Source organism: Lysinibacillus sp. OF-1 (genome assembly GCF_028356935.1).
In the GTDB taxonomy this organism is placed as follows: Bacteria; Bacillota; Bacilli; order Bacillales_A; family Planococcaceae; genus Lysinibacillus; species Lysinibacillus fusiformis_D.
In genome coordinates this window covers 3,438,778-3,459,911 of sequence record NZ_CP102798.1, presented here as the reverse complement: position 1 = coordinate 3,459,911, position 21,134 = coordinate 3,438,778, and the positions used below count along the sequence as shown (strand labels likewise).

General features: G+C 38.0%; 23 protein-coding genes. 22 read left to right on the top strand and 1 reads right to left on the bottom strand.

The features are described 5' to 3' along the window. Window positions 1-85: 85 nt before the first annotated feature. The 21 genes from NV349_RS16915 to NV349_RS16815 all read left to right on the top strand — a co-directional run bounded on the left by NV349_RS16915 (window position 86) and on the right by NV349_RS16815 (window position 20,053). Window positions 86-526, top strand: coding sequence for a MaoC/PaaZ C-terminal domain-containing protein (locus NV349_RS16915; protein WP_036118931.1), 441 nt, complete (start codon window positions 86-88; stop codon window positions 524-526). 52 nt (window positions 527-578) lie between these two features. Beyond that, on the top strand, window positions 579-1,295 hold the full coding sequence (locus NV349_RS16910) for a response regulator transcription factor (RefSeq protein ID WP_036118933.1): 717 nt from the start codon (window positions 579-581) through the stop codon (window positions 1,293-1,295). Then, window positions 1,292-2,827, top strand: a complete 1,536-nt coding sequence (pnpS, locus tag NV349_RS16905; RefSeq protein WP_036118935.1) for a two-component system histidine kinase PnpS — start codon at window positions 1,292-1,294, stop codon at window positions 2,825-2,827. The genes NV349_RS16910 and pnpS overlap by 4 nt, the downstream gene beginning before the upstream one ends. A gap of 366 nt (window positions 2,828-3,193) precedes the next feature. Next, window positions 3,194-3,562, top strand: a complete 369-nt coding sequence (locus tag NV349_RS16900) for a CidA/LrgA family holin-like protein (RefSeq protein WP_036118937.1) — start codon at window positions 3,194-3,196, stop codon at window positions 3,560-3,562. Then, a complete protein-coding gene (locus NV349_RS16895) occupies window positions 3,559-4,272 on the top strand; it encodes an LrgB family protein (RefSeq protein WP_058843383.1) in 714 nt (237 codons plus the stop codon). The genes NV349_RS16900 and NV349_RS16895 overlap by 4 nt, the downstream gene beginning before the upstream one ends. Before the next feature lie 139 nt (window positions 4,273-4,411). Next, window positions 4,412-5,374 carry an FtsH protease activity modulator HflK gene (gene hflK, locus NV349_RS16890; RefSeq protein ID WP_036118942.1) on the top strand — a complete coding sequence of 321 codons (963 nt, stop codon included), beginning with the start codon at window positions 4,412-4,414 and terminating at the stop codon, window positions 5,372-5,374. After that, complete coding sequence (gene hflC, locus NV349_RS16885; protein ID WP_058843382.1) at window positions 5,374-6,384, top strand: protease modulator HflC; 1,011 nt, start codon at window positions 5,374-5,376, stop codon at window positions 6,382-6,384. The genes hflK and hflC overlap by 1 nt, the downstream gene beginning before the upstream one ends. A 183-nt stretch (window positions 6,385-6,567) precedes the next feature. After that, the gene (locus tag NV349_RS16880; RefSeq protein WP_036118946.1) at window positions 6,568-6,984 is read left to right on the top strand and encodes a hypothetical protein; all 417 of its coding nucleotides are present in this window, start codon (window positions 6,568-6,570) and stop codon (window positions 6,982-6,984) included. Between the two features lie 125 nt (window positions 6,985-7,109). Then, the gene (locus NV349_RS16875; protein ID WP_271910699.1) at window positions 7,110-7,274 is read left to right on the top strand and encodes a hypothetical protein; all 165 of its coding nucleotides are present in this window, start codon (window positions 7,110-7,112) and stop codon (window positions 7,272-7,274) included. Then, window positions 7,271-9,898, top strand: coding sequence for a DNA polymerase I (gene polA / locus NV349_RS16870; RefSeq protein WP_036118950.1), 2,628 nt, complete (start codon window positions 7,271-7,273; stop codon window positions 9,896-9,898). The genes NV349_RS16875 and polA overlap by 4 nt, the downstream gene beginning before the upstream one ends. A gap of 12 nt (window positions 9,899-9,910) precedes the next feature. After that, window positions 9,911-10,783: a bifunctional DNA-formamidopyrimidine glycosylase/DNA-(apurinic or apyrimidinic site) lyase gene (gene mutM / locus NV349_RS16865; RefSeq protein WP_271910696.1), complete on the top strand. Its 873-nt coding sequence runs from the start codon at window positions 9,911-9,913 to the stop codon at window positions 10,781-10,783. Between the two features lie 13 nt (window positions 10,784-10,796). After that, window positions 10,797-11,390 (top strand): dephospho-CoA kinase, encoded by a 594-nt coding sequence (coaE, locus tag NV349_RS16860; protein ID WP_036118953.1) that lies wholly within the window; start codon window positions 10,797-10,799, stop codon window positions 11,388-11,390. A 204-nt stretch (window positions 11,391-11,594) separates the two neighbouring features. Next, window positions 11,595-12,617, top strand: coding sequence for a glyceraldehyde-3-phosphate dehydrogenase (locus NV349_RS16855; RefSeq protein ID WP_036118955.1), 1,023 nt, complete (start codon window positions 11,595-11,597; stop codon window positions 12,615-12,617). A gap of 188 nt (window positions 12,618-12,805) precedes the next feature. Next, on the top strand, window positions 12,806-13,276 hold the full coding sequence (gene nrdR, locus NV349_RS16850; RefSeq protein ID WP_036118958.1) for a transcriptional regulator NrdR: 471 nt from the start codon (window positions 12,806-12,808) through the stop codon (window positions 13,274-13,276). Between the two features lie 16 nt (window positions 13,277-13,292). Next, window positions 13,293-14,657 (top strand): replication initiation and membrane attachment family protein, encoded by a 1,365-nt coding sequence (locus NV349_RS16845; RefSeq protein WP_036118960.1) that lies wholly within the window; start codon window positions 13,293-13,295, stop codon window positions 14,655-14,657. 27 nt (window positions 14,658-14,684) lie between these two features. After that, window positions 14,685-15,614, top strand: a complete 930-nt coding sequence (gene dnaI, locus NV349_RS16840) for a primosomal protein DnaI (RefSeq protein WP_255358782.1) — start codon at window positions 14,685-14,687, stop codon at window positions 15,612-15,614. Window positions 15,615-16,116: 502 nt separating this feature from the next. Further along, window positions 16,117-18,048 (top strand): threonine--tRNA ligase, encoded by a 1,932-nt coding sequence (gene thrS / locus NV349_RS16835; RefSeq protein WP_036118963.1) that lies wholly within the window; start codon window positions 16,117-16,119, stop codon window positions 18,046-18,048. 414 nt (window positions 18,049-18,462) lie between these two features. After that, on the top strand, window positions 18,463-18,966 hold the full coding sequence (infC, locus tag NV349_RS16830) for a translation initiation factor IF-3 (RefSeq protein WP_025114499.1): 504 nt from the start codon (window positions 18,463-18,465) through the stop codon (window positions 18,964-18,966). Between the two features lie 31 nt (window positions 18,967-18,997). Beyond that, complete coding sequence (gene rpmI / locus NV349_RS16825) at window positions 18,998-19,198, top strand: 50S ribosomal protein L35 (RefSeq protein WP_004226312.1); 201 nt, start codon at window positions 18,998-19,000, stop codon at window positions 19,196-19,198. Window positions 19,199-19,253: 55 nt separating this feature from the next. After that, window positions 19,254-19,613: a 50S ribosomal protein L20 gene (rplT, locus tag NV349_RS16820; RefSeq protein ID WP_004226314.1), complete on the top strand. Its 360-nt coding sequence runs from the start codon at window positions 19,254-19,256 to the stop codon at window positions 19,611-19,613. Window positions 19,614-19,789: 176 nt separating this feature from the next. Further along, the gene (locus NV349_RS16815; RefSeq protein ID WP_058843380.1) at window positions 19,790-20,053 is read left to right on the top strand and encodes a DUF1294 domain-containing protein; all 264 of its coding nucleotides are present in this window, start codon (window positions 19,790-19,792) and stop codon (window positions 20,051-20,053) included. Between the two features lie 24 nt (window positions 20,054-20,077). Here the strand turns inward: NV349_RS16815 and NV349_RS16810 are convergent, their stop codons facing one another. Next, window positions 20,078-20,473 (bottom strand): hypothetical protein, encoded by a 396-nt coding sequence (locus NV349_RS16810; protein WP_036121631.1) that lies wholly within the window; start codon window positions 20,471-20,473, stop codon window positions 20,078-20,080. Between the two features lie 107 nt (window positions 20,474-20,580). On the opposite strand from NV349_RS16810, the gene NV349_RS16805 reads away from it, so the two are divergent. After that, entirely contained in the window at window positions 20,581-21,066 is a 486-nt protein-coding gene (locus NV349_RS16805; protein ID WP_036121628.1) for a dUTP diphosphatase, read from the top strand. Window positions 21,067-21,134: the final 68 nt, after the last annotated feature.

The window sequence follows — 21,134 nt, the reverse complement described above, 5'->3', positions numbered from 1 at the left end:
TTAAGGTCCTTCTGCTTTTCATTGTACTTTTAGCATAAAATTGATACTATGAATGTAGTATGATAGAAAAGGGGTTGGCGTATCTTTGCTTCAAAAAAATAGTAAACTTGGTCTCACAATTGATGAAATTACAGTTGGCGAGAAGATCCATATAACAGAAAAAATCGAGGATAGGGATTTATTGCTGTATTTAGGGCTGACAAACGATAGTAATCCGCTTTATATTCAACATGATTATGCGGCGATGACACCTTTTCAAAAACCAATTGTGCCGACAATTATGTTAAATGGAATTATTACATCAGCTGTGTCCAAGTATATTCCGGGGCCAGGTGCGCGAATTATTGAGCAACATTTAAAATATTTAGGTCCTCTCTATCATTATGAATTATTTGATACGCTTTTAGAGGTAACGGCAGTCAATAAATACGACAATACGATTACGGTATCTGTACACTCATATAATGAGCAAAAGGAGCTTGTGATTGAAGGGATGCTGTTGGTGACACCACCGCTTATATTATAGACGTCTTGAGATTTGAAATGGGGGTTTCAAATCACTTACGGAGGCATTATACATGACAAAAACAATTTTAGTTATTGAAGATGAATTTTCGATTGCAACATTATTGAAATATAATTTAGAACAGGCTGGCTATGTCGTTGAAACGGCTGCTGATGGTCAGGAAGGACTTGAAAAAGCAATCGACCTACAGCCCAATTTAATTCTTTTGGATTTGATGCTTCCAAAACTAGATGGTATGGAGGTATGTAAACAAATCCGACAGCAACGTATGAATACGCCTATCATTATGTTAACTGCAAAAGATGACGAATTTGATAAAGTTCTTGGTCTTGAGCTAGGCGCAGATGATTATATGACAAAGCCTTTTAGTCCACGTGAAGTATTGGCACGTGTCAAGGCTGTGTTAAGACGTTTCACACAAAATGTTGTGGTAGATGATAAGGATGAGCCTAAAGAAAAAATGTATGAGTTTGGACAATTGAGAGTGTTTCCAGAGCGTTTTGAAGTTTTTTTACAAGACGAAGCATTGGAATTTACACCAAAAGAGTTTGAGCTACTTATTTACTTACTTGAAAATAAAAATCGAGTTTTAACACGTGATCAGCTATTAAGTGCTGTATGGAAATATGATTTTGCTGGCGATACTCGAATTGTGGATGTACACATTAGCCACCTTCGCGATAAAATCGAGGAAAATAGCCGTAAGCCAATGTTCATTAAAACAATCAGAGGCCTAGGTTATAAATTTGAGGAGCCGAAAACGACATGAAATCAATGAGCAACCGCTTATTCTTGACATTCATGCTTTTACTTGGAACGATACTAGCTGTCCTAATGATTGTTATAGGTCAGCTTTTTCCTGTTTATATCAAACAATACAATGAACAAGCAACCACGCAATTACAGGCGTCGATGGATCAAGTAATCGATGAACGCAAGATGGAATTATCAAAGGAAGATCAGGAAGCATTGTATGCAGTACAAAGCATGAAACAAGAGGAATCCTTGTTGTCCTATGTGCATGCCCGACTCTACTTAGTACTAGCTGTTCTTTTCACCATCACATTAATTTTAATCGCCATTGTAAGCCGTTATATGATTCGCAATTTTACGGCACCTATTGATAACGTGACAGAAACGGCTCTTGAGCTTGCCAAGGGAAACTACCGTGCACGTGCCCATGAAAATGAACATGAACGCATGATACCACTCAGTCATTCCATAAATATTTTAGCACGTAATTTACAGGATATTACGACGATACGTGAAGTAGAGGAAGAACGACTGAAGACCCTAATTGAAAATATGGGAAGCTCTCTCATGATGATTGGCCGTGAAGGAAATATTTCCATCGTGAATCGGGTATTTCTAGAGCGCTTTGATATGCAGCTTGATGATGTACAAGGAAAGGTATTTCGTACAATAGGTTTACCAAAATCATTAGAGCAATTTATCGATCATGTCTTTCTAACAGAGATGCCTTATCGACAACAAATCAAAATGGAAATACAGCAGGAGCTCTATAATAAAGAAGTCTACGGGGCACCTGTCATCGGGGATCATGGACGATGGCTAGGCGTTGTTATCGTTATGCACGATATAACGGAACTTGTTCGATTGGAGCAAATTCGAAAAGACTTTGTTGCTAATGTATCACATGAATTACGTACACCTATTACTTCTATTAAAGGCTTTTCGGAAACATTATTGGATGGGGCCTATAAGGATGAAAAAATGCTGATCTCCTTTTTAGAGATCATTTATAAAGAAAGTAATCGACTTCAAATGCTCATTCAAGATTTATTAGAGCTGTCAAAAATTGAGCAGCATGGCTTTACTGTCAATATTATGCCGATGGGCTTACAAGATGTTTTAATCCGTGGAGCAGAGCTGACTGCACCGCGGTTAGATGAGAAAAATATGAGCTTCCAAGTGGATTTCGAACGAGATGTCCAAGTAATGGGGGATGCCAACCGTATTATTCAAATCGTGACGAATTTAATTACCAATGCTATTACATATTCTCCTGAAAACACGACTGTTTCCATTCGTTTAAAGGAAAATGAAACACATGGCATTATCGAAATAGAAGACCAAGGAATCGGTATTGAAAAGCATGAAATTGCTCGTGTTTTTGAGCGTTTTTATCGTGTGGATCGAGCAAGAAGTCGTAATTCTGGCGGAACAGGATTAGGGTTAGCGATTGTGAAGCATCTTGTAGAGGCCCATCATGGTCGTATTCAAGTAGAAAGCGAAGTCGGAATGGGGACTAAAATGATTGTCATGATTCCAAAAGATTAACAATTCCTTTACATGAACAACATGTTATATTCATATTTGGGTACTATACTAATTACTAGAAACCCCCTATATGATTGTTAAGACGATAACCATAAAAAATCTACTATCTAGTTGGAGATTTTTTAATAAGGATTTTATTTTCACCACAGAAAGAATGTAGTGTCTTTTTTAGGCACTACATTCTTTTTCTGTTTTACAGGGAGGAAAAATAGGTGTAAAGTATAGTAGCATAAAGTTTAACAACAATTTTTTTGGCAATTGTTTGTTAAACCATCGCTTTGACAGTCAGTGAATCAACCTTCTTTTCATTTTGAATTGTGTTTTTCTGACTGTTGAGGCAGAGAAAAAAATGAGAGAAGGATGACCATGAAAATCGTCAAAAGTATCGTGCAGATCGGCTATCTTTACATCTTATTATTTATCGGAAATACTATTGCACGCCTACTTCACTTGCCGATTCCAGGGAGCATAATAGGGCTCGTCCTATTATTTTTACTTTTACAGTTTCATATAATCAAGCTTGAATGGATTGAATTAGGAGCAGCTGTATTACTAAGTGAACTCTTACTATTCTTTATCCCATCTGCCATCGGTGTAATTGATTATCATGCCTTATTCGGTGTGCAAGGAATGAAGGTTGTGCTGGTCATTGCTGTAAGTGCAATTGTCGTGATGTTTGTAACGGGCTATACAGCACAATGGCTAGAGCAACGAAAGAAGAGTGATACAGTATGAGTCTATTTATTGCTACCATCAGCTTATTAGGAACTATTGCTATTTTCTATATTTGTAAAATGTTCTATAAGAAATATAAAAAAGAATGGTTATCACCCATGTTGATGACGCCTTTAGTGATTATAGGTATTTTATTGCTGACAGGCATACCTTATAAAACCTATAATACTGGAGCGAATGTTTTAACAAATTTACTAGGGCCAGCAACCGTTGCGTTTGCGATTCCGATTTATAAAAATGTGAATCTATTAAAAAAACACGCATTCGAAATTTTCGTCAGTATTGCGGTTGGCTCTGCAGTTGCTATCGTATCATCCTTTATCATGGCTCTAGTGGTAGGGCTGAATGATGAGTTGGTGCATAGCTTAGTGCCACGTTCAGTAACAACACCTATAGCGATGGACATTTCAAATATGATTGGAGGTTCCCCTACTCTTACAGCCGTATTTGTTATGACGACTGGTATTTTAGGGAGCTTGTTGGCACCCATCGTTATTAAAATATGCCGTTTCCACAGACCTTCATCTAGAGGCCTAATGCTTGGGATGGGTGCTCATGGAACTGGTACTTCTAAAGCATTTGAACTTGGCGAGCTAGAAGGAACATTTGCTAGCCTGGCAATGATCGTTGCCGCCTTAATCAGCATTGTATTATCTACAACCATTTTCCCAGTATTTGAACATCTGGTTATCAATATCCTGTTGCCATAAAAGGTAACAGGATTTTTTTATCTTGCTTCAGAAATGTTTTTACAAAGCGTCACGTAAAAATAATTATATGAAAATATTTTGAAACTTTTTCTTAAGGTCTCCCGTAAACAATAGTACTAAGCAAAAGGGAGGAATAGACATGAGTGTGAAAAGGACACTAATGATAGTTGGACTTGGAATATTTGGTATTATTGCACTTATTACAGTTTTTACATCATGGTACACGGTGGATGAATCAGAACAAGCTGTTGTCATTACATTTGGTCGTGCCGATGATATGGTTACAAATCCAGGCCTTCACTTTAAATTACCTTGGCCAGTGCAGTCGGTCGAAATTTTATCAAAAGAAACATTTAGTTTACAATTTGGCTATAAGCAAAATAAAGAGGGAGATCTAGAGGCCTACGATGCTGAAACAAAGATGATTACAGGGGATGAAAATATTGTTTTAACAGACCTTGTTGTTCAATGGAAAATTACTGAGCCTAATAAGTTTCTATTTAATTCACAAGATCCTGAAAGAATATTACATAGCGCGACATCGAGTGCCATTCGTTCTATTATCGGAAGTTCTTCTATCGATGCAGCGTTAACAGAAGGTAAAGCTGATATCGAAGCAAAAACGCGTCAATTATTAGTATCTCTTATAGAAAAGTACGATATTGGAATTAGTGTTTTAGGTGTAAAATTACAAGATGTAGAATTGCCAAATAAAGATGTGCGTGCAGCATTCACAGCTGTTACAGATGCACGTGAAATGAAAAATACGAAAATAAATGAAGCTGAAAAATATGAAAACCAACGCATTAATGAAGCCCAGGGTGAACGAGATGCGATTATGTCAAAGGCAAAAGGTGCTAAAACAGCTCGTATTGAGCAAGCACAAGGTGATGTAGCTGTCTTTAATAAAATGTATGAGCAGTATAAAGGCAATCAACAAATTACACGTGAGCGTTTAATTTTAGAGACGCTAGAAAATGTCTTACCAAAAGCACAAATTTACATTATGAATGATGATGGTAGTACGATGAAGTACTTGCCGCTACAGTCACTACAACCTCAGCAGACACAAACAGAGAAAAAAGAAGGGAGCGGTAACTAATGGACCAAAAAAATAAGGATCTTGACAAATTCCTCAATTTTTTATCGGGCAAAAGTAAAAAAGCTGCTCCATCAGAAGGCGACTCAGGGGACAATGTAGTGAAAATGTCAAAAAAAGGTCCTAATAATCCAAAGAAGTATATCTCTTTAGCTGTAACATTAACAGCTATATTTGCTCTAGTGATTATTTTATTAACGAATATTTATATAGTGAAGGAATCGGAATATGCAGTTGTTCGACAGTTTGGAGAGGTTGTTAAGTTCGAGCGCGAACCCGGTTTAAATATGAAAATTCCATTTATTCAAAGTGTCACTAAGTTACCAAAAAACCAAATGACATATGAAATTTCAGAAGAAGAGATTAATACAAAGGATAAGAAGCGAATAATTATCGATAATTATGCTGTATGGCGTATTACAGATCCAAAATTATTAATTTCTAATGCTGGGACGATTGAAAAAGTGGAATCACGAATGGAAGAATTTATTTATTCTGTTATTCGATCTGAGCTTGGACGAATTGATTATAATCAAATAATTAATGATGAGGATTCTTCGAGAGGCAGCATTAATGATACGGTGACTGAACGTGTTAATGAACTGCTTTCAAACGATAAATACGGCATTGAAGTAGTAGATGTACGTATTCGTCGCATTGATTTGCCAACTGAAAATGAGCAATCTGTTTTTACGAATATGATTTCAGATCGTGAATCCATTGCCCAAAAATATCTTTCTGAGGGAGATGCTCAGAAACGTCGTATTGAAGCCAAAACAGATCAAGAAGTACAAGAAATGCTAGCTACAGCCAATAAAGAAGCTGCCATTATTCAAGCTGAAGGTGAAGCAGAAGCTGCAAAAATTTATAATAAATCATTCTCTCAAGATCCTGAATTTTATTCCTTATACCGCACGCTAGAATCATATAAGAAAACGGTTGGAGAAGATACGGTCATCATTTTACCTTCTACTTCACCATATGCCAATATTTTGTCTGGTTATATAAAATAAACAGTCAATTAAAGTCGTCTCTTATGAAAGAGGCGTCTTTTTTATTGCTACAAAATTATAATTATCTATTTATTTGGATTGTTATTTTATGAAAATAATAGAAATTTATAATTTTATATTCCCCAATCTACTATAATTTGATAGAATGAAAATGTTTAAAATGAATAGTTGGGGGTAAGAGCTTTGAAATTAAAAATTAGCACATGGCTCCAAAATTTAGGGATCGCTTGTAGTATAGCATCGTTATTGACACTCTTCTTTCGCCTATCTGAATTTTCCTGGGTGACGAAAAGTGTTTATCATATACCAGTCTTTTTTGTTTGTATCTTTTTAATGAGTATTATTATTGCAGCGGATGTAAGAAATTTGTTTAAAAAATTGTTTTGGTATGAAAAACGTAAGATTCAGCGTCCTATTTGGCAAGTAGGGATCGGCTTTATTTTCTTTTTGGCACAAATCAGTATGGTAATGGTATTTAGTCAAGAGTTAACACAGCCACAATTAGGTGGCATGCCATTATTTCTAGTGATTGCCTTTATGAATGCATTTATATTAACCGTCATATATGAAGAAATTTTTTATCGTACATCCAATCAATAACAGCTATCGAATATTGAAATTTCAGATGGACCCAGATTATAACCTTTTAACGATTTGATGATGTATTAATAAAGCCAATCGCATTGAGCGGTTGGCTTTTTGCTATGGATCGAGAGGCAGAAGTGATGGATAAAACCACAAATGTGATGGATAGCGTGCCGAAAGTGACGGTTAGCACCTCGAAGGTAGCGGATAATCTTGCGGATGACCGTCTGCTTTTTTTACTTGAAATGCATTGTTATGATAAAGTAGAGGGAAGTAGAAGACAACGCAGGAGGATAAAATCATGACCAAAGAAAAATTACTATTATTGGACGGTAATAGTTTAGCGTATCGCGCGTTTTTTGCGTTGCCATTGTTAACGAATGATAGTGGCATTCATACTAATGCTGTATACGGCTTTACAACAATGCTACAAAGAATATTAGAGGAAGAACAGCCAACGAAAATATTGGTGGCCTTTGATGCAGGAAAAACTACGTTTCGCCATGAAACTTTCACGGAATATAAAGGTGGACGACAAAAGACACCACCAGAACTATCAGAGCAGTTCCCTTATTTACGAAAGCTTATAGATGCCTATGGTATTAAGCAATATGAGCAAGAATTATATGAAGCGGATGATATTATTGGGACTCTTGCTAAAGAGGCTTCGTCACAAGATATGGATGTCATCATCGTAACGGGAGACCGCGATTTAACGCAGCTGGCGACAGAGCAAGTAACCGTTTATATTACGAAAAAAGGCATAACAGAAATTGAGAAAAATACACCTGCCTTTATTGCAGAAAAATACGGTTTATCACCGCTACAAATTATCGATATGAAAGGTTTAATGGGGGATGCCTCCGATAATATTCCTGGTGTGCCAGGTGTTGGTGAAAAGACCGCTGTTAAATTATTGAAAGAGCATGGCTCCGTTGAGGCACTTTATGAGGCGATGGATACATTGAAAGCTTCTAAAATGAAGGAAAAGCTGGTGGCTAATGAAGAGCAGGCTATCATGAGTAAGAAGCTGGCAACGATCTATACAGAAGCCCCTATTACGATTTCACTTGCTGACCTCGCCTATAACGGACCAAATGAAGAAGAATTAATCAATGTCTGGCGTGAGCTTGGCTTTAAATCACTCCTTGATAAAAGTGATTTTACAATGCAGGAAGAAGAGCAAGCACCTTTCGATTATGTACTAGCCGAAGAAGTGCAACCAGAGGATTTACTAGATGTAATGGCTGTCCATGTTGAACTGGAAAATGAGCATTATCACACTTGTCAGCTACTAGGAATTGCGTTGTCAGATGGAACAAAGACGCAATATATTCCATTTGATATTGCAGCAAAATCGGATGCGCTCCGTCGCTGGCTAGAAGATGCTACAAAAATAAAATATATGTCCGATTCAAAGGCAGCTCAAGCGGCATTAAAGCGAGTAGGTATTCAATTGGCAGGCGTTGACTTTGATCTGCTACTAGCCTCTTATATTAATAATCCTGGATTAAGTGGGGATGATGTAGCAACACTTGCGAAGGAATTAGGTTACTATGATGTTCAAGCAGATGAGACGGTTTATGGAAAGGGAGCTAAGCGTGCAATTCCTGACATGGATCAACTTGCACAGCATGTTAGCCGTAAAGCCTTTGCTGTGTGGTCATTACAGCCAAAGTTAGCAACCTTATTAAAAGAGAATGAACAATTTGAACTTTATAAAAACCTAGAGCTACCATTGGCAGGGATTTTGGGCGAGATGGAAAGTGAAGGGATTACTGTTAACCGTGCTACGTTAGAGAAAATGGGTCAAGAGCTTAATGATAAGCTGATAGTGATTGAGCAAGAAATTTATGCGGAAGCTGGAGAAACCTTTAATATTAATTCCCCTAAACAATTAGGTGTTATTTTATTCGATAAGCTAGGGTTACCTGTCATTAAAAAGACCAAAACGGGCTATTCAACAGCGGCTGATGTACTGGAAAAATTACAGTCAGAGCATGCTATCATCAAACATATTCTGTTGTATCGCCAGCTTGGAAAATTACAATCCACATATATTGAAGGCTTATTAAAGGAAATCCATGAATCAGATAGCAAGGTCCATACACGCTTCCAACAAGCATTAACGGCGACAGGGCGTTTAAGCTCCACTGATCCAAATTTGCAGAATATCCCGATTCGTTTAGAAGAGGGTCGCAAAATCCGTCAAGCATTTGTCCCATCAAAAGAGGGGTGGATTCTGTTTTCTGCTGACTACTCACAAATTGAATTGCGAGTGCTTGCACATATGTCGGAAGATAAAAACCTTGTAGAGGCCTTCCGTGAAGGGATGGATGTTCATACACGTACTGCTATGGATGTATTCCATGTAGCCGAAGAAGAGGTTGATAGCAATATGCGTCGTGCAGCGAAGGCTGTTAACTTTGGTATTGTCTATGGTATTAGTGATTATGGCCTTTCACAAAACTTAGATATTACACGTAAGGAAGCAGCCACGTTTATTGAAAAGTATTTCGCAAGTTTCCCAGGTGTGAAACAGTATATGGATGATATTGTGCAAAATGCGAAATTTAATGGTTATGTCACAACGATTTTAAATAGACGTCGCTATTTACCAGACATTACAAGCTCCAACTTTAATTTGAGAAGCTTTGCAGAGCGTACTGCGATGAATACGCCGATTCAGGGAAGTGCTGCGGATATTATAAAAAAAGCGATGATCGATATGGATGCTCGATTGAAAAAAGAAAAAATGCAGGCAAAGCTACTTCTTCAAGTGCATGATGAATTGATCTTTGAAGCACCTCAGGAAGAAATTGCATTGCTAGAAAAAATTGTACCAGAGGTAATGGAAAATGCTATTGAGCTTTCAGTACCGCTCAAAGTAGATTTTAACCATGGCTCGACATGGTACGAGGCAAAATAAGGAGGGATTCAAATGCCTGAATTACCAGAGGTGGAAGGTGTCGTCCAGGCATTGAAACCAAAGATTGAAGGACGCACCATTCAACAGGTTCAACTATCTGAAAGAGTACATTTCTCTTTTAGTGAAGGGAAACAATGTATTGTAAAACAAGCAGAGCCTGATGCTTTTGAAATAACGATGTCCCAGATGACCATTACCAAAATTGAACGACGAGCGAAATACATTTTCTTTCATTTGCTGAGGGATAATGTTCCATATGTCCTTGTCAGTCATTTAGGCATGACAGGTGCCTGGTTTGTTGTCAATTCACCAGAAGAAATCCATGAGGCAAAATTCCAAAAGCATATTCATGCCACATTTAAAATGGCTGATGGAGGATACTTGATTTATTCGGATATTCGCCGCTTTGGCGAACTTCGCTTTCTAACAAAAATTGAAGATCATGCGCCATTAACAAAAATGGCCCCAGAGCCATTTGATGAGCATGCATGTGACTTTTTTATAGCAAAATCTAAATTACCGAAATATGAAAATAAGGCGGTAAAAGAAGTGATTATGGATGGGCAAGTCATATCGGGCTGTGGCAATATTTATGCTACAGAGGCATTGTTTGCTCAGAAAATTCACCCAGCACGCAAAATGAACCGCATCAGTGAAAAGCGGAAGCGGGCATTATTCAAGGAAATTGTTACTGTCCTACGTCAAAGCATTGAAGCAGGCGGTTCAACAATATCTGACTATCGAAACATTAATGGGGAAGCTGGGAGTATGCAAAATCGACTGCAAATGTATGGGAAAAAGCTATGTCCAGTATGTGAAACGGCAACAAGTCAAATGACGATTGGTGGGCGTACCTCAGTTTATTGCCCAAATTGTCAACATTAAAGGGGATTTAACGATGATTATCGGACTTACAGGGAGTATTGCAAGCGGAAAAAGTACAGTAGCAAAAATGATGATCGAACTGGGGTTACCGATTGTCGATGCAGATGTTGTAGCACGAGATGTTGTAGAACCAGGAACAGAGACTTTAGCATTCATTGCTGAAAGCTTCGGACAAGCCATTTTGCTTGAGGATGGCCATTTAAATCGAACAATGCTTGGGGATATCATTTTCCATGAGCCTGCTAAGCGCAAAATATTAAATGATATTATGCATCCAGCTATTCGCAAAGAAATGCTACGTCAGCGCGATGCCTATTTAGAGGCAGGACATGAGCATGTGGTAATGGACATTCCATTGTTATTTGAAAGTAAGCTGCAGCATTTTGTAGAGCGTATCATTGTGGTATCAGTCAGTGAAGAAGTTCAGCTCCGTCGCTTAATGGAACGCAATCATTTATCGAAAGAGGATGCATTGGCGCGTATGCACTCGCAGCTACCGATGTCTGTCAAAGAAAAAGGTGCACATGCGGTCATTTATAATAATGAGAATATAGAAAACACAGAGGAACAATTAATAAAAATCCTGCGCTATTGGAGTGTTATTTAATTGGTCAATCAGGTGCGTAGCAAGCCAATCTTGCTGCGCATTTTTTTATGGGAAAATGCCATAATAAAGAATAATTTTTCAGAAAATAAGAACTTTTATATTCTCAATATATAATGTTCATCTTTTTTAAAATTGTGTTATACTAATCACCATAAAGTATATAATTAATTAATTTGAGTTTGTACTCACGGGAGGATATTATAAATGACAGTATCAATTGCTATTAATGGTTTCGGGCGTATCGGACGTATGGTTTTCCGCCAGGCTATCGTACAACAAGGTTTAAACATCGTTGCAATTAATGCAAGCTATCCAGCAGAAACGTTAGCACATTTGATTAAGTATGACACAAATCACGGAACATTTGAGGGTACGGTAGAACCAGCAGGCGATGCTTTAGTTGTAAATGGTAAACGTGTTCAAATTATTAGTGAACGTGATCCATTAAAATTACCTTGGGCTGAAATGGGTGTAGATATTGTTATTGAAGCTACTGGTAAATTTAATGAGCGTGATAAAGCAGCTATGCACTTAGAGGCTGGGGCAAAAAAAGTAATCCTAACAGCACCTGGTAAAAACGAAGATGTCACAATTGTTTTAGGTGTAAATGATGACAAACTCGATATTGCGAAACATGATGTTATTTCAAATGCTTCTTGTACAACAAACTGCTTAGCGCCAGTTGCAAAAGTATTGAATGACACATTTGGCATTGAAAATGGCTTAATGACAACGGTTCATGCATATACAAACGACCAAAAGAACTTAGACAATCCACATAAAGATTTACGTCGTGCACGCGGCTGCGCACAATCTATTATTCCAACATCTACAGGTGCTGCAAAAGCATTGAAATTAGTTTTACCTGAATTAGAAGGTAAAATTCATGGTATGGCACTTCGCGTTCCTACACCAAACGTATCTTTAGTAGACCTTGTAGTAGATTTAAATACGGATGTCACAGTTGACTCTGTCAATGCAGCATTCGTAAAAGCTGCAACAGAGGGGCCAATGAAGGGCATTCTCAACTTCTCAGTAGAACCATTAGTATCTGCTGATTACAATACAACTACTTACTCTTCAACAGTTGATGGACTTTCTACAATGGTTTTAGGCAATCGCAAAGTGAAAGTACTTGCTTGGTATGACAACGAGTGGGGCTACTCTGCACGTGTTGTAGACCTTGTGAAAAAAGTGGCGAATGCTTTAGAGACAGTAAACGCGTAATAATTTTTTATAGAGAGCACATTGAAATCGACATGGTTTCAATGTGCTCTTTTTTTGGAGAAACTTTCCTTGTGCTTTAGGTTCTTTAGGTTTATCATGAGCACACAAACATGAATGCACTTTTCTTACATGTAGGAAATTTGTTATAATAGAAATATTAAAATGTTGTAAATCAGGAGAGTAATTATATGAGATGTCCATCTTGCCAATTTAACGGAACGCGTGTTGTGGATTCGAGGCCAGTAGATGATAACAAAGAAATTCGTAGACGTCGTGAATGTGAGTCATGTGGCTTCCGTTTTACAACGTTTGAAAAGATTGAAGAAACACCATTAGTTGTAGTGAAAAAGGAAGGTTCACGAGAGGAGTTTAGCCGTGAGAAGGTACTTCGTGGGCTTATTCGTGCTTGTGAAAAACGTCCAGTGGCGCTTGATGTACTGGAGGAGCTTGTCCTGTCAATTGAAAAGGATCTTCGCCGTATTGGAAATTCAGAAGTACGTTCAGAAGATGTTGGTGAAATGGTAATGGACCGCCTAGCCAAAATCGATGAGGTCGCTTATGTGCGTTTTGCATCGGTTTACCGTCAGTTTAAAGATATCAATGTCTTTATTGAGGAAATAAAGGACATTATTCAACGTCAGACGGAGAAGAAATTATAGCAAACAGAGAGGATGAATGACGTTGATTCATTTATATAAGGAATTGCAGCCTGGCGATCCTTTCGACATTCGTCTACCTCATGCATTTTCTACACAGGAGCGTCAATTAGTTACATTATTTTATCAACCATTAACGGGTTCAGAGCCAATCAGCCTTTATTTAACATTATGGGCGGAAGCAGAGCAAATGCCAAAACAACAAATGACACATTATTATTTAATGAATGTGCTTGGATTGCCCATTGGTAAAGTGTTTGAAGCTCGTATTGCACTAGAGGCAATTGGTTTGCTGCGTACATGGAAAAAGGAAAATGCTGGTGAGCGTAGTTTTTTATATGAGCTACAGCGCCCACTAGATGCAGATAGCTTTATGAAAGACCCGTTGCTGTCGATGTTTTTGTTTAGCAAAATTGGCGAACAGGCCTATCGAAATTTACGTCAGCGCTTTATGTCACCAATAAAGGATACGGAGCTTAAGGATGTGTCCCGTGCCTTTATTGATGTCTTTAAGCCTGTTCACGCTAATATTCCAGCAGATATACAAGTAGATACGAGTCATAAGGATAAACAACCGAAAGTATATCCTTTTTATTTGGAGCAATTTGATTTTGAGCTATTACAAGCAGGTTTGTCAGAGCAATTGGTACCTTCCAATTTGCTGACATTAGAAGTACGTGAAGCGATAGCAAAACTGGCGTTTTTATATCATTTAACGGCCCTTGATATGCAAAAAGTTGTGATTCTTGCTTTGGATGATGATTTAGGAATTTCCCAGGAACGTTTACGTAAGGCTGCTGCCGATTTTTATAAATTAACCGTGTCAAAGGAGCCGCCAAAATTAGCACGGGTAACTGAACCATTACCAGCAGCAGAAGCAGGGCAAAAAACGAAGGATCAAGAGCTCCAACACTATTTAGAAACGACAGCACCTGTACAAGTGTTACGTGATATTAATAATGGAAAAGAGCCTTTGCAAACTTCTGTCCAGCTAGCGGAAAATTTAATCGTTCAGCATGGTATGCCTATTGGAGTGGTCAATGCTTTGTTAGAATACGTTATGCTAACGACAGATATGAAGCTGCCAAAAAAATATGTGGAAACGATTGCGGATCACTGGGTACGTAAAAATGTTCAAACAGCCAAGGAAGCTATGGAGCTTGCACGTCAAGAGCATGATAAATATACGGCTTGGAAAAATAAGCCACAGACTACAAGTAAAACGAATCAGCAAAACAAAAGACGTTCAGGACAGCAACGTGAAGAAAAAGTGCCTGAATGGTTCTATAAACGGAATGAAAAACAAGAGGAATCTACTTCTAGCACAATAGATTTTGAAAAAGAGCGACAGAAAATATTAGAGATGCTAGGAAAAAGTGAATAGTAAAGAAGGTGAACAACTATCGAACCTATAAATGGACCATTAAAACGAGCAATTAATGTACCCTCGTTTCAAGAACGCTATGAAGCAATGCGACGTGAAATTTTAGAACATCCACGTGTGCAGGAATTCTTAGCTCAGCATGCAGATGAATTAAACTATGACAATATAGAGCGAAATTTACCTAAGCTTCATGAGTTTATTAGTCAATCTACTGAGTGCTGTGGCTGTGACAATACGGAACATTGTACAAACTATTTAAAAGGCTTCCTTCCTACATTAAGGGTAGTACGGAATTCTATTGAAATGGACTATGTACGCTGTGAGCAAAAAATCAGAGAAGAAGAACGTCGAGATGTTGCGAATATGATTGCCAGTATGCACATGCCAAAAGACGTGCTTCAAGCAACTATTCAAGATTTAAGTATTGATGATGAATCACGTGTGACAATTGCACAAAAGGCAGCTCAATTTGTAAAAATGACAAAAGAAACAGGTCAATTACCTTCAAAAGGTTTTTACTTATACGGTAAATTTGGTGTAGGGAAATCTTTTGTACTTGGAGCACTAGCTAATGAATTAGCGTCCACTAAAATTCGCTCTGTTGTGGTTTTTGTTCCAGAGTTTTTACGAGAAATGAAAAACGCCATTGGCGACAATACCTTGAACGAGAAAATTGATTATATAAAAAAAGCTCCTGTTTTAATGCTAGATGATTTAGGCGCAGAAACGATGACGGCTTGGACACGAGATGAAATATTAGGAACTATTTTCCATTATCGTATGGCAGAGCAATTGCCAACGTTTATTACATCTAATTTTAATTACGATGAATTAGAGCATCATTTAGCACAGTCACAAAAAGGTGATATCGAGGTTGTAAAGGCAGGACGTATTATGGAACGAATAAAAGCCTTGACTGAGCCCATTGAAATGCGAGGTAATAATCGTAGAATGTAACATGGCATTGATAGTTGCATTTTTCGACAATCGAGCGTATACTGACTCATATACTTAATATCAATATGCATTGATGAGGACATGAATTTTGTGTATCGGCTTATAGAGAGGGAAGTCATTGGCTGAAAACTTCCTAGTGTGAGCACATCATTTACTACCTACTGAGCAGCGAAAGGGATAATCTTTCGCCGGTCCCTAGCCCGTTAGCTAGCCTTGAGCTTCGTCTGACTTTGGATAAGTCGGAAGGAAGAAGGGTGGAACCACGAGCATACGCTTCGTCCCTTTCGTAGGGACGGGGCTTTTTTATTTGTCTCAGATTTCATTGAAATCGTTGTGTGAAATGGTGGCTCCGCTCATAAAAGGAAAGAAGTAGCTCATGAAAGTAATGTCTCCACTCTAACCGAGTAGGACCCCGCTCAATTCAAGCCGAAGTCACACAAACAATGACTCAAGCTAATCATCAAGCATTATGTATTCAACAAAATGAAGGAGTGCAAAGAATATGTCAGAAATGATTAAATTAACTTTCCCAGATGGCGCTGTAAAGGAATTTGCAAAAGGTACATCAACTGATGATGTAGCATTATCTATTAGCCCTGGCTTACGTAAAAAAGCTTATGCCGGTAAAATCAATGGTGTGTTAGTAGATTTAAAAGCACCAATTGAAGAGGATGCAACAATTGCGATTATTACACAAGATGATGTGGAAGCACTTGAAATTTTACGTCACTCTACTGCCCATTTAACAGCACAAGCTATTAAACGTCTATTCCCAGATGTGAAGCTTGGTATTGGCCCAGTCATTGAAGGTGGTTTCTACTATGATATTGACTCACCAACACCAATTACTGCTGAAGATTTGCCAACAATTGAAAAAGAAATGAAAAAAATTATTGCTGAAAACCTAGAGGTAGAACGTAAAAATGTAAGCCGTGCCGAAGCACAAGCAATCTATGAGGAGATTGGCGATGAATACAAATTAGAATTACTTGAGGCCATTCCAGCAGATGAGCAAGTATCTATTTATTATCAAGGCGAGTTTTTCGATCTTTGCCGTGGTATTCACGTACCATCAACTGGGAAACTACGTGAATTCAAGCTGTTATCATTAGCAGGTGCATATTGGAGAGGGAACTCTGATAACAAAATGCTACAACGTATTTATGGTACAGCGTTCTTCAAAAAAGAAGAATTAAAACATCACCTACAAATGCTAGAAGAAGCAAAAGAACGTGATCACCGTAAAATCGGGAAAGAGTTAGAACTATTTACAACTTCTCAAAAAGTAGGTCAAGGTTTACCACTTTGGTTACCAAATGGTGCAACAATTCGTCGTGTTATTGAACGTTATATTGTCGATAAAGAATTATCACTAGGTTATAAACATGTTTATACACCTGTATTAGGTTCGAAAGAGCTTTATCAAACTTCGGGTCACTGGGATCATTACCAAGATTCTATTTTCCCACCAATGGAGATGGATAACGAGACATTAATTATGCGTCCGATGAACTGTCCTCACCATATGATGGTATACAAAAACAGCATGCATTCTTATCGTAACCTACCATTACGTATTGCAGAGCTTGGTACAATGCACCGTTATGAAATGTCAGGAGCGGTTTCAGGTTTACAACGTGTACGAGGAATGACTTTAAACGATGCACATATTTTTGTTCGTCCAGATCAAATTAAAGCGGAGTTCCAAAAAGTAGTACAGTTAATTTTAGAGGTTTATAAAGATTTCGATTTAAATGATTACTCATTCCGTTTATCTTATCGCGACCCAGCAGATACTGAAAAATACTTCGATGATGATGCAATGTGGGAAAGAGCACAAAGCATGTTAAAAGAAGCAATGGATGAGCTTGGCTTAGATTACTTCGAAGCAGAAGGTGAAGCGGCATTCTATGGTCCTAAACTTGACGTTCAAGTAAAAACAGCGATTGGTAAAGAAGAAACTTTATCTACAGTTCAATTAGACTTCTTATTACCAGAGCGATTTGACTTAACGTATGTTGGGGAAGATGGAAAACCACATCGTCCAGTTGTTATTCACCGTGGAGTTGTATCAACAATGGAACGTTTCGTTGCCTTCTTAATTGAAGAATACAAAGGGGCATTCCCAACTTGGTTAGCACCAGTACAAGTAGAAGTTATTCCAGTATCGAATGAAGCCCACTTCGACTATGCAAAACAAATTGAAGAGCAATTAACAGCAGCTGGCTTACGTGTGGAAATGGATGATCGTGAAGAGAAATTAGGCTATAAAATCCGTGAAGCACAAATGAAAAAGATTCCGTATATGCTAGTAATTGGTGACAAGGAAGTAGAGGCGAATGGCGTAAATGTTCGACGCTATGGCTCAAAAGATTCAGAAACAATTAGCTTTGAGGATTTCCTAGCAACTATAAAAGCCGAAATTACAAAATAAGCTTTCATAATAAAGTACGCTTGCCAAAGTGAGGGTTTCTGTGTAAAATGAATCTTGTTTTTGTATAGAACATTTGCATTTAGGCTAAGCTAGTAGTGATAAGAAAATAAACATTTGACAGCTTATCATATACATGCTAATATAGTTAAGGTTAATGAATACAAAGTTTGTGGTTGAAGTAGAGGCTGCCCGCTTCTCACCTGATACAACGCTTTAAAGGCTGTGAACAGGTATGACACGTTGAATTGTTTTGCGTAGACTTGCGCATGCACATATAGCGGGCGGACATCTTCAAAAATGTCCGTCCTTTTTTTATGGACATGACAAGAGGATGTACCGTTCAACCGGGCAAGACTTTGCCCAAACCATGTATTCGCGACAACTACTTGGAGGTGGATTACTATTAGCAAAGACATGTATGTAAACGAAGGCATTCGCGCACGTGAACTTCGATTAATCGATCACAATGGTGACCAGCTTGGTGTAAAGACACGTAATGAAGCGCTAGAAATCGCCACTCGTGTAAACTTGGATCTTGTCCTTGTGGCCCCTCAAGCCAAGCCGCCAGTCGCTCGTATCATGGACTATGGTAAATTTAAGTTTGAACAGCAAAAGAAAGACCGTGAAATTCGTAAAAATCAAAAGGTCATCGTCATGAAAGAGGTTCGTTTGAGCCCATCAATCGATGAGCATGATTTCCAAACGAAGTTACGTAATGCGATTAAATTCCTTGAAAAAGGCGATAAAGTAAAATGTAGCTTACGTTTCAAAGGTCGTGCGATTACACATAAGGACATTGGTCAACGTGTGTTAGATCGTTTTGCTGAAGCTTGTGCTGAAGTATCAACGGTAGAACAAAAACCGAAGATGGAAGGCCGAAGCATGTTCTTAGTTCTTCAACCAAAGAACGAGAAATAATATTAGACGAACAGTTTAGGAGGAATTCGACATGCCAAAAATGAAAACTCACCGTGGAGCTGCGAAACGTTTCAAAAAAACGGGTTCAGGTAAATTAAAATATGACCGTGCTTATGGAAGCCACTTATTCGCAAACAAATCTACGAAACAAAAACGTCACTTACGTAAAGCAAACATCGTTTCATCTGGTGACTTCAAACGCATCAAATCTTTACTTGTTTACATGAAATAATTGACTACAAAAATACTAACATTCATTTTTAAATGAAAAGCAGGAGGTAATTCATATGCCACGCGTAAAAGGCGGAACAGTGACGCGCAAACGTCGTAAAAAAGTATTAAAATTAGCTAAAGGTTACTATGGTTCAAAACATACATTATATAAAGTTGCTAACCAAGCGGTAATGAAGTCAGGTCAATATGCATACCGTGACCGTCGTCAGAAAAAACGTGATTTCCGTAAATTATGGATCACTCGTATCAATGCAGCTGCTCGTATGAACGGTCTTTCTTACAGCCGTTTAATGCACGGTTTAAAAGTTGCTGGTATCGAAGTTAACCGTAAAATGTTAGCTGACCTTGCTGTAACAGATGCTGCAGCATTCACTCAACTAGCAGACGCTGCTAAAAAAGCAGTAGCTAAATAATAGTTGACGTAGTCAACTATTATTTCTGCACCGAAAGCGCAGCGGCAGGTGCAAAATAGGAATTTTCTGCACCGAAAGCATAAGCGACAGGTGTTAAAAAAGACTGATGGATTTTTCCATCAGTCTTTTTTGTGTTAGATTAGTAGTATAACGTTTTCTAGATAAAGGAGTAAGAAATGGGACAAGCATTATTAGCGTATATGAGCATTGTATCGATTGTGCTGCTCATTTTAATGGGTATGGATAAATCACGTGCTAAAAAACATGAATGGCGTATTGCGGAGCGCACGTTGTTTACGCTTGCCATAGCAGGAGGGGCAGGAGGTGGCGTGCTAGGTATGTATTTATTCCGCCATAAAACACGCCACAATCGTTTTGCATTTGGTTTTCCACTATTAGCAGCCATTCAAATTTTTATCATTGTACAATTGTGGTCATAATTGACATGAATTAAAAACACATCCTCATGATGGGGATGTGTTCCGCATAAGCTGTTCAATGGGCTGCTTCCAATTAATTTTTGCGTTTGGATAGTTCAATAAAATTTCCTGCTGTAAATATTCAAAGTCGCTTTTGGAGAGGCCTTGCAGCGTCGCAGCGTCACGCGCACCGACAAAAATAGTCACAACCTCGAAAGCATCCTCTGTCGTGCCTAGGTATTTTTCACCTTCAAAAAGAGCACCCTTATAGGAAATGAAGAAATTCTTTCGCACATTTTTAACGTCATCGTAAAAATAATATTGGCCTTTTTCATAGGCTTCATCAAGTTTGCGTTTAGGATCGGTTATATAACGAATCGCTTTATAAAATACATAGATAATAAGCGCTATCACAGCAAGTCGAATTAGTAACGGCAACATTTTTAAATTTTCCCCCTTGAAGAAAGGTTATTCTTTCCTATACGATTAGAGAGGTCAAATAGTTTCATTTTATTTAAAATATTTTTTTAGAAATTTAGGAGATAAAAATGAATTTACAACAATTGTTTACAATGCAACAAGAGCTGGATGATTTTATCGAGCAAACACAAAATATTCAGCAAGATGTGTTTCAGGAAAAGGGCTTAGCCTTAATGGTAGAGTTAGCAGAGCTTGCGAATGAAACGCGCTGCTTTAAGTTTTGGAGCACAAAGGGGCCTTCAGCACGTGAGGTTATTTTAGAAGAATATGTGGATTCTATTCACTTTATCTTATCGCTTGGCTTATTAAAGGGCTATACATCGATTGAAAAGTGGCCTGTGGTAGAAGAAAATCGAGATTTAACAGCCATTTTTTTAGAGACACAAAGTGCTATTTTAACATTTATTCAGCAACCTACCAAGGAGCGCTACTTAGCCATTTGGCAATGCTACGGGGTACTCGCGTATAACCTCAGTTTTACATTTGAGGACGTGGTTGGCGCTTATATTGAGAAAAACCAAGAAAATTACCAGCGTCAGCGTTCAGGATATTAAAGTAAGAAATACACTAATTTTCAGACGATTAAGCTAGGAATATTTCGGTAAACGAAGTATAATAAAGT

Excerpts from the sequence above, each read along its gene's own strand:
- polA (WP_036118950.1), top strand. The coding sequence starts at position 7,271 with ATGACCAAAGAAAAATTACTATTATTGGACGGTAATAGTTTAGCGTAT.
- coaE (WP_036118953.1), top strand. The coding sequence starts at position 10,797 with ATGATTATCGGACTTACAGGGAGTATTGCAAGCGGAAAAAGTACAGTA.
- hflC (WP_058843382.1), top strand. The coding sequence starts at position 5,374 with ATGGACCAAAAAAATAAGGATCTTGACAAATTCCTCAATTTTTTATCG.
- NV349_RS16910 (WP_036118933.1), top strand. The coding sequence starts at position 579 with ATGACAAAAACAATTTTAGTTATTGAAGATGAATTTTCGATTGCAACA.
- nrdR (WP_036118958.1), top strand. The coding sequence starts at position 12,806 with ATGAGATGTCCATCTTGCCAATTTAACGGAACGCGTGTTGTGGATTCG.
- NV349_RS16815 (WP_058843380.1), top strand. The coding sequence starts at position 19,790 with ATGGGACAAGCATTATTAGCGTATATGAGCATTGTATCGATTGTGCTG.
- NV349_RS16900 (WP_036118937.1), top strand. The coding sequence starts at position 3,194 with ATGAAAATCGTCAAAAGTATCGTGCAGATCGGCTATCTTTACATCTTA.
- NV349_RS16845 (WP_036118960.1), top strand. The coding sequence starts at position 13,293 with ATGACGTTGATTCATTTATATAAGGAATTGCAGCCTGGCGATCCTTTC.
- infC (WP_025114499.1), top strand. The coding sequence starts at position 18,463 with ATGTATGTAAACGAAGGCATTCGCGCACGTGAACTTCGATTAATCGAT.
- NV349_RS16855 (WP_036118955.1), top strand. The coding sequence starts at position 11,595 with ATGACAGTATCAATTGCTATTAATGGTTTCGGGCGTATCGGACGTATG.
- NV349_RS16875 (WP_271910699.1), top strand. The coding sequence starts at position 7,110 with ATGGATAAAACCACAAATGTGATGGATAGCGTGCCGAAAGTGACGGTT.
- NV349_RS16895 (WP_058843383.1), top strand. The coding sequence starts at position 3,559 with ATGAGTCTATTTATTGCTACCATCAGCTTATTAGGAACTATTGCTATT.
- rpmI (WP_004226312.1), top strand. The coding sequence starts at position 18,998 with ATGCCAAAAATGAAAACTCACCGTGGAGCTGCGAAACGTTTCAAAAAA.
- mutM (WP_271910696.1), top strand. The coding sequence starts at position 9,911 with ATGCCTGAATTACCAGAGGTGGAAGGTGTCGTCCAGGCATTGAAACCA.
- thrS (WP_036118963.1), top strand. The coding sequence starts at position 16,117 with ATGTCAGAAATGATTAAATTAACTTTCCCAGATGGCGCTGTAAAGGAA.
- NV349_RS16810 (WP_036121631.1), bottom strand. The coding sequence starts at position 20,473 with ATGTTGCCGTTACTAATTCGACTTGCTGTGATAGCGCTTATTATCTAT.
- pnpS (WP_036118935.1), top strand. The coding sequence starts at position 1,292 with ATGAAATCAATGAGCAACCGCTTATTCTTGACATTCATGCTTTTACTT.
- rplT (WP_004226314.1), top strand. The coding sequence starts at position 19,254 with ATGCCACGCGTAAAAGGCGGAACAGTGACGCGCAAACGTCGTAAAAAA.
- hflK (WP_036118942.1), top strand. The coding sequence starts at position 4,412 with ATGAGTGTGAAAAGGACACTAATGATAGTTGGACTTGGAATATTTGGT.
- NV349_RS16805 (WP_036121628.1), top strand. The coding sequence starts at position 20,581 with ATGAATTTACAACAATTGTTTACAATGCAACAAGAGCTGGATGATTTT.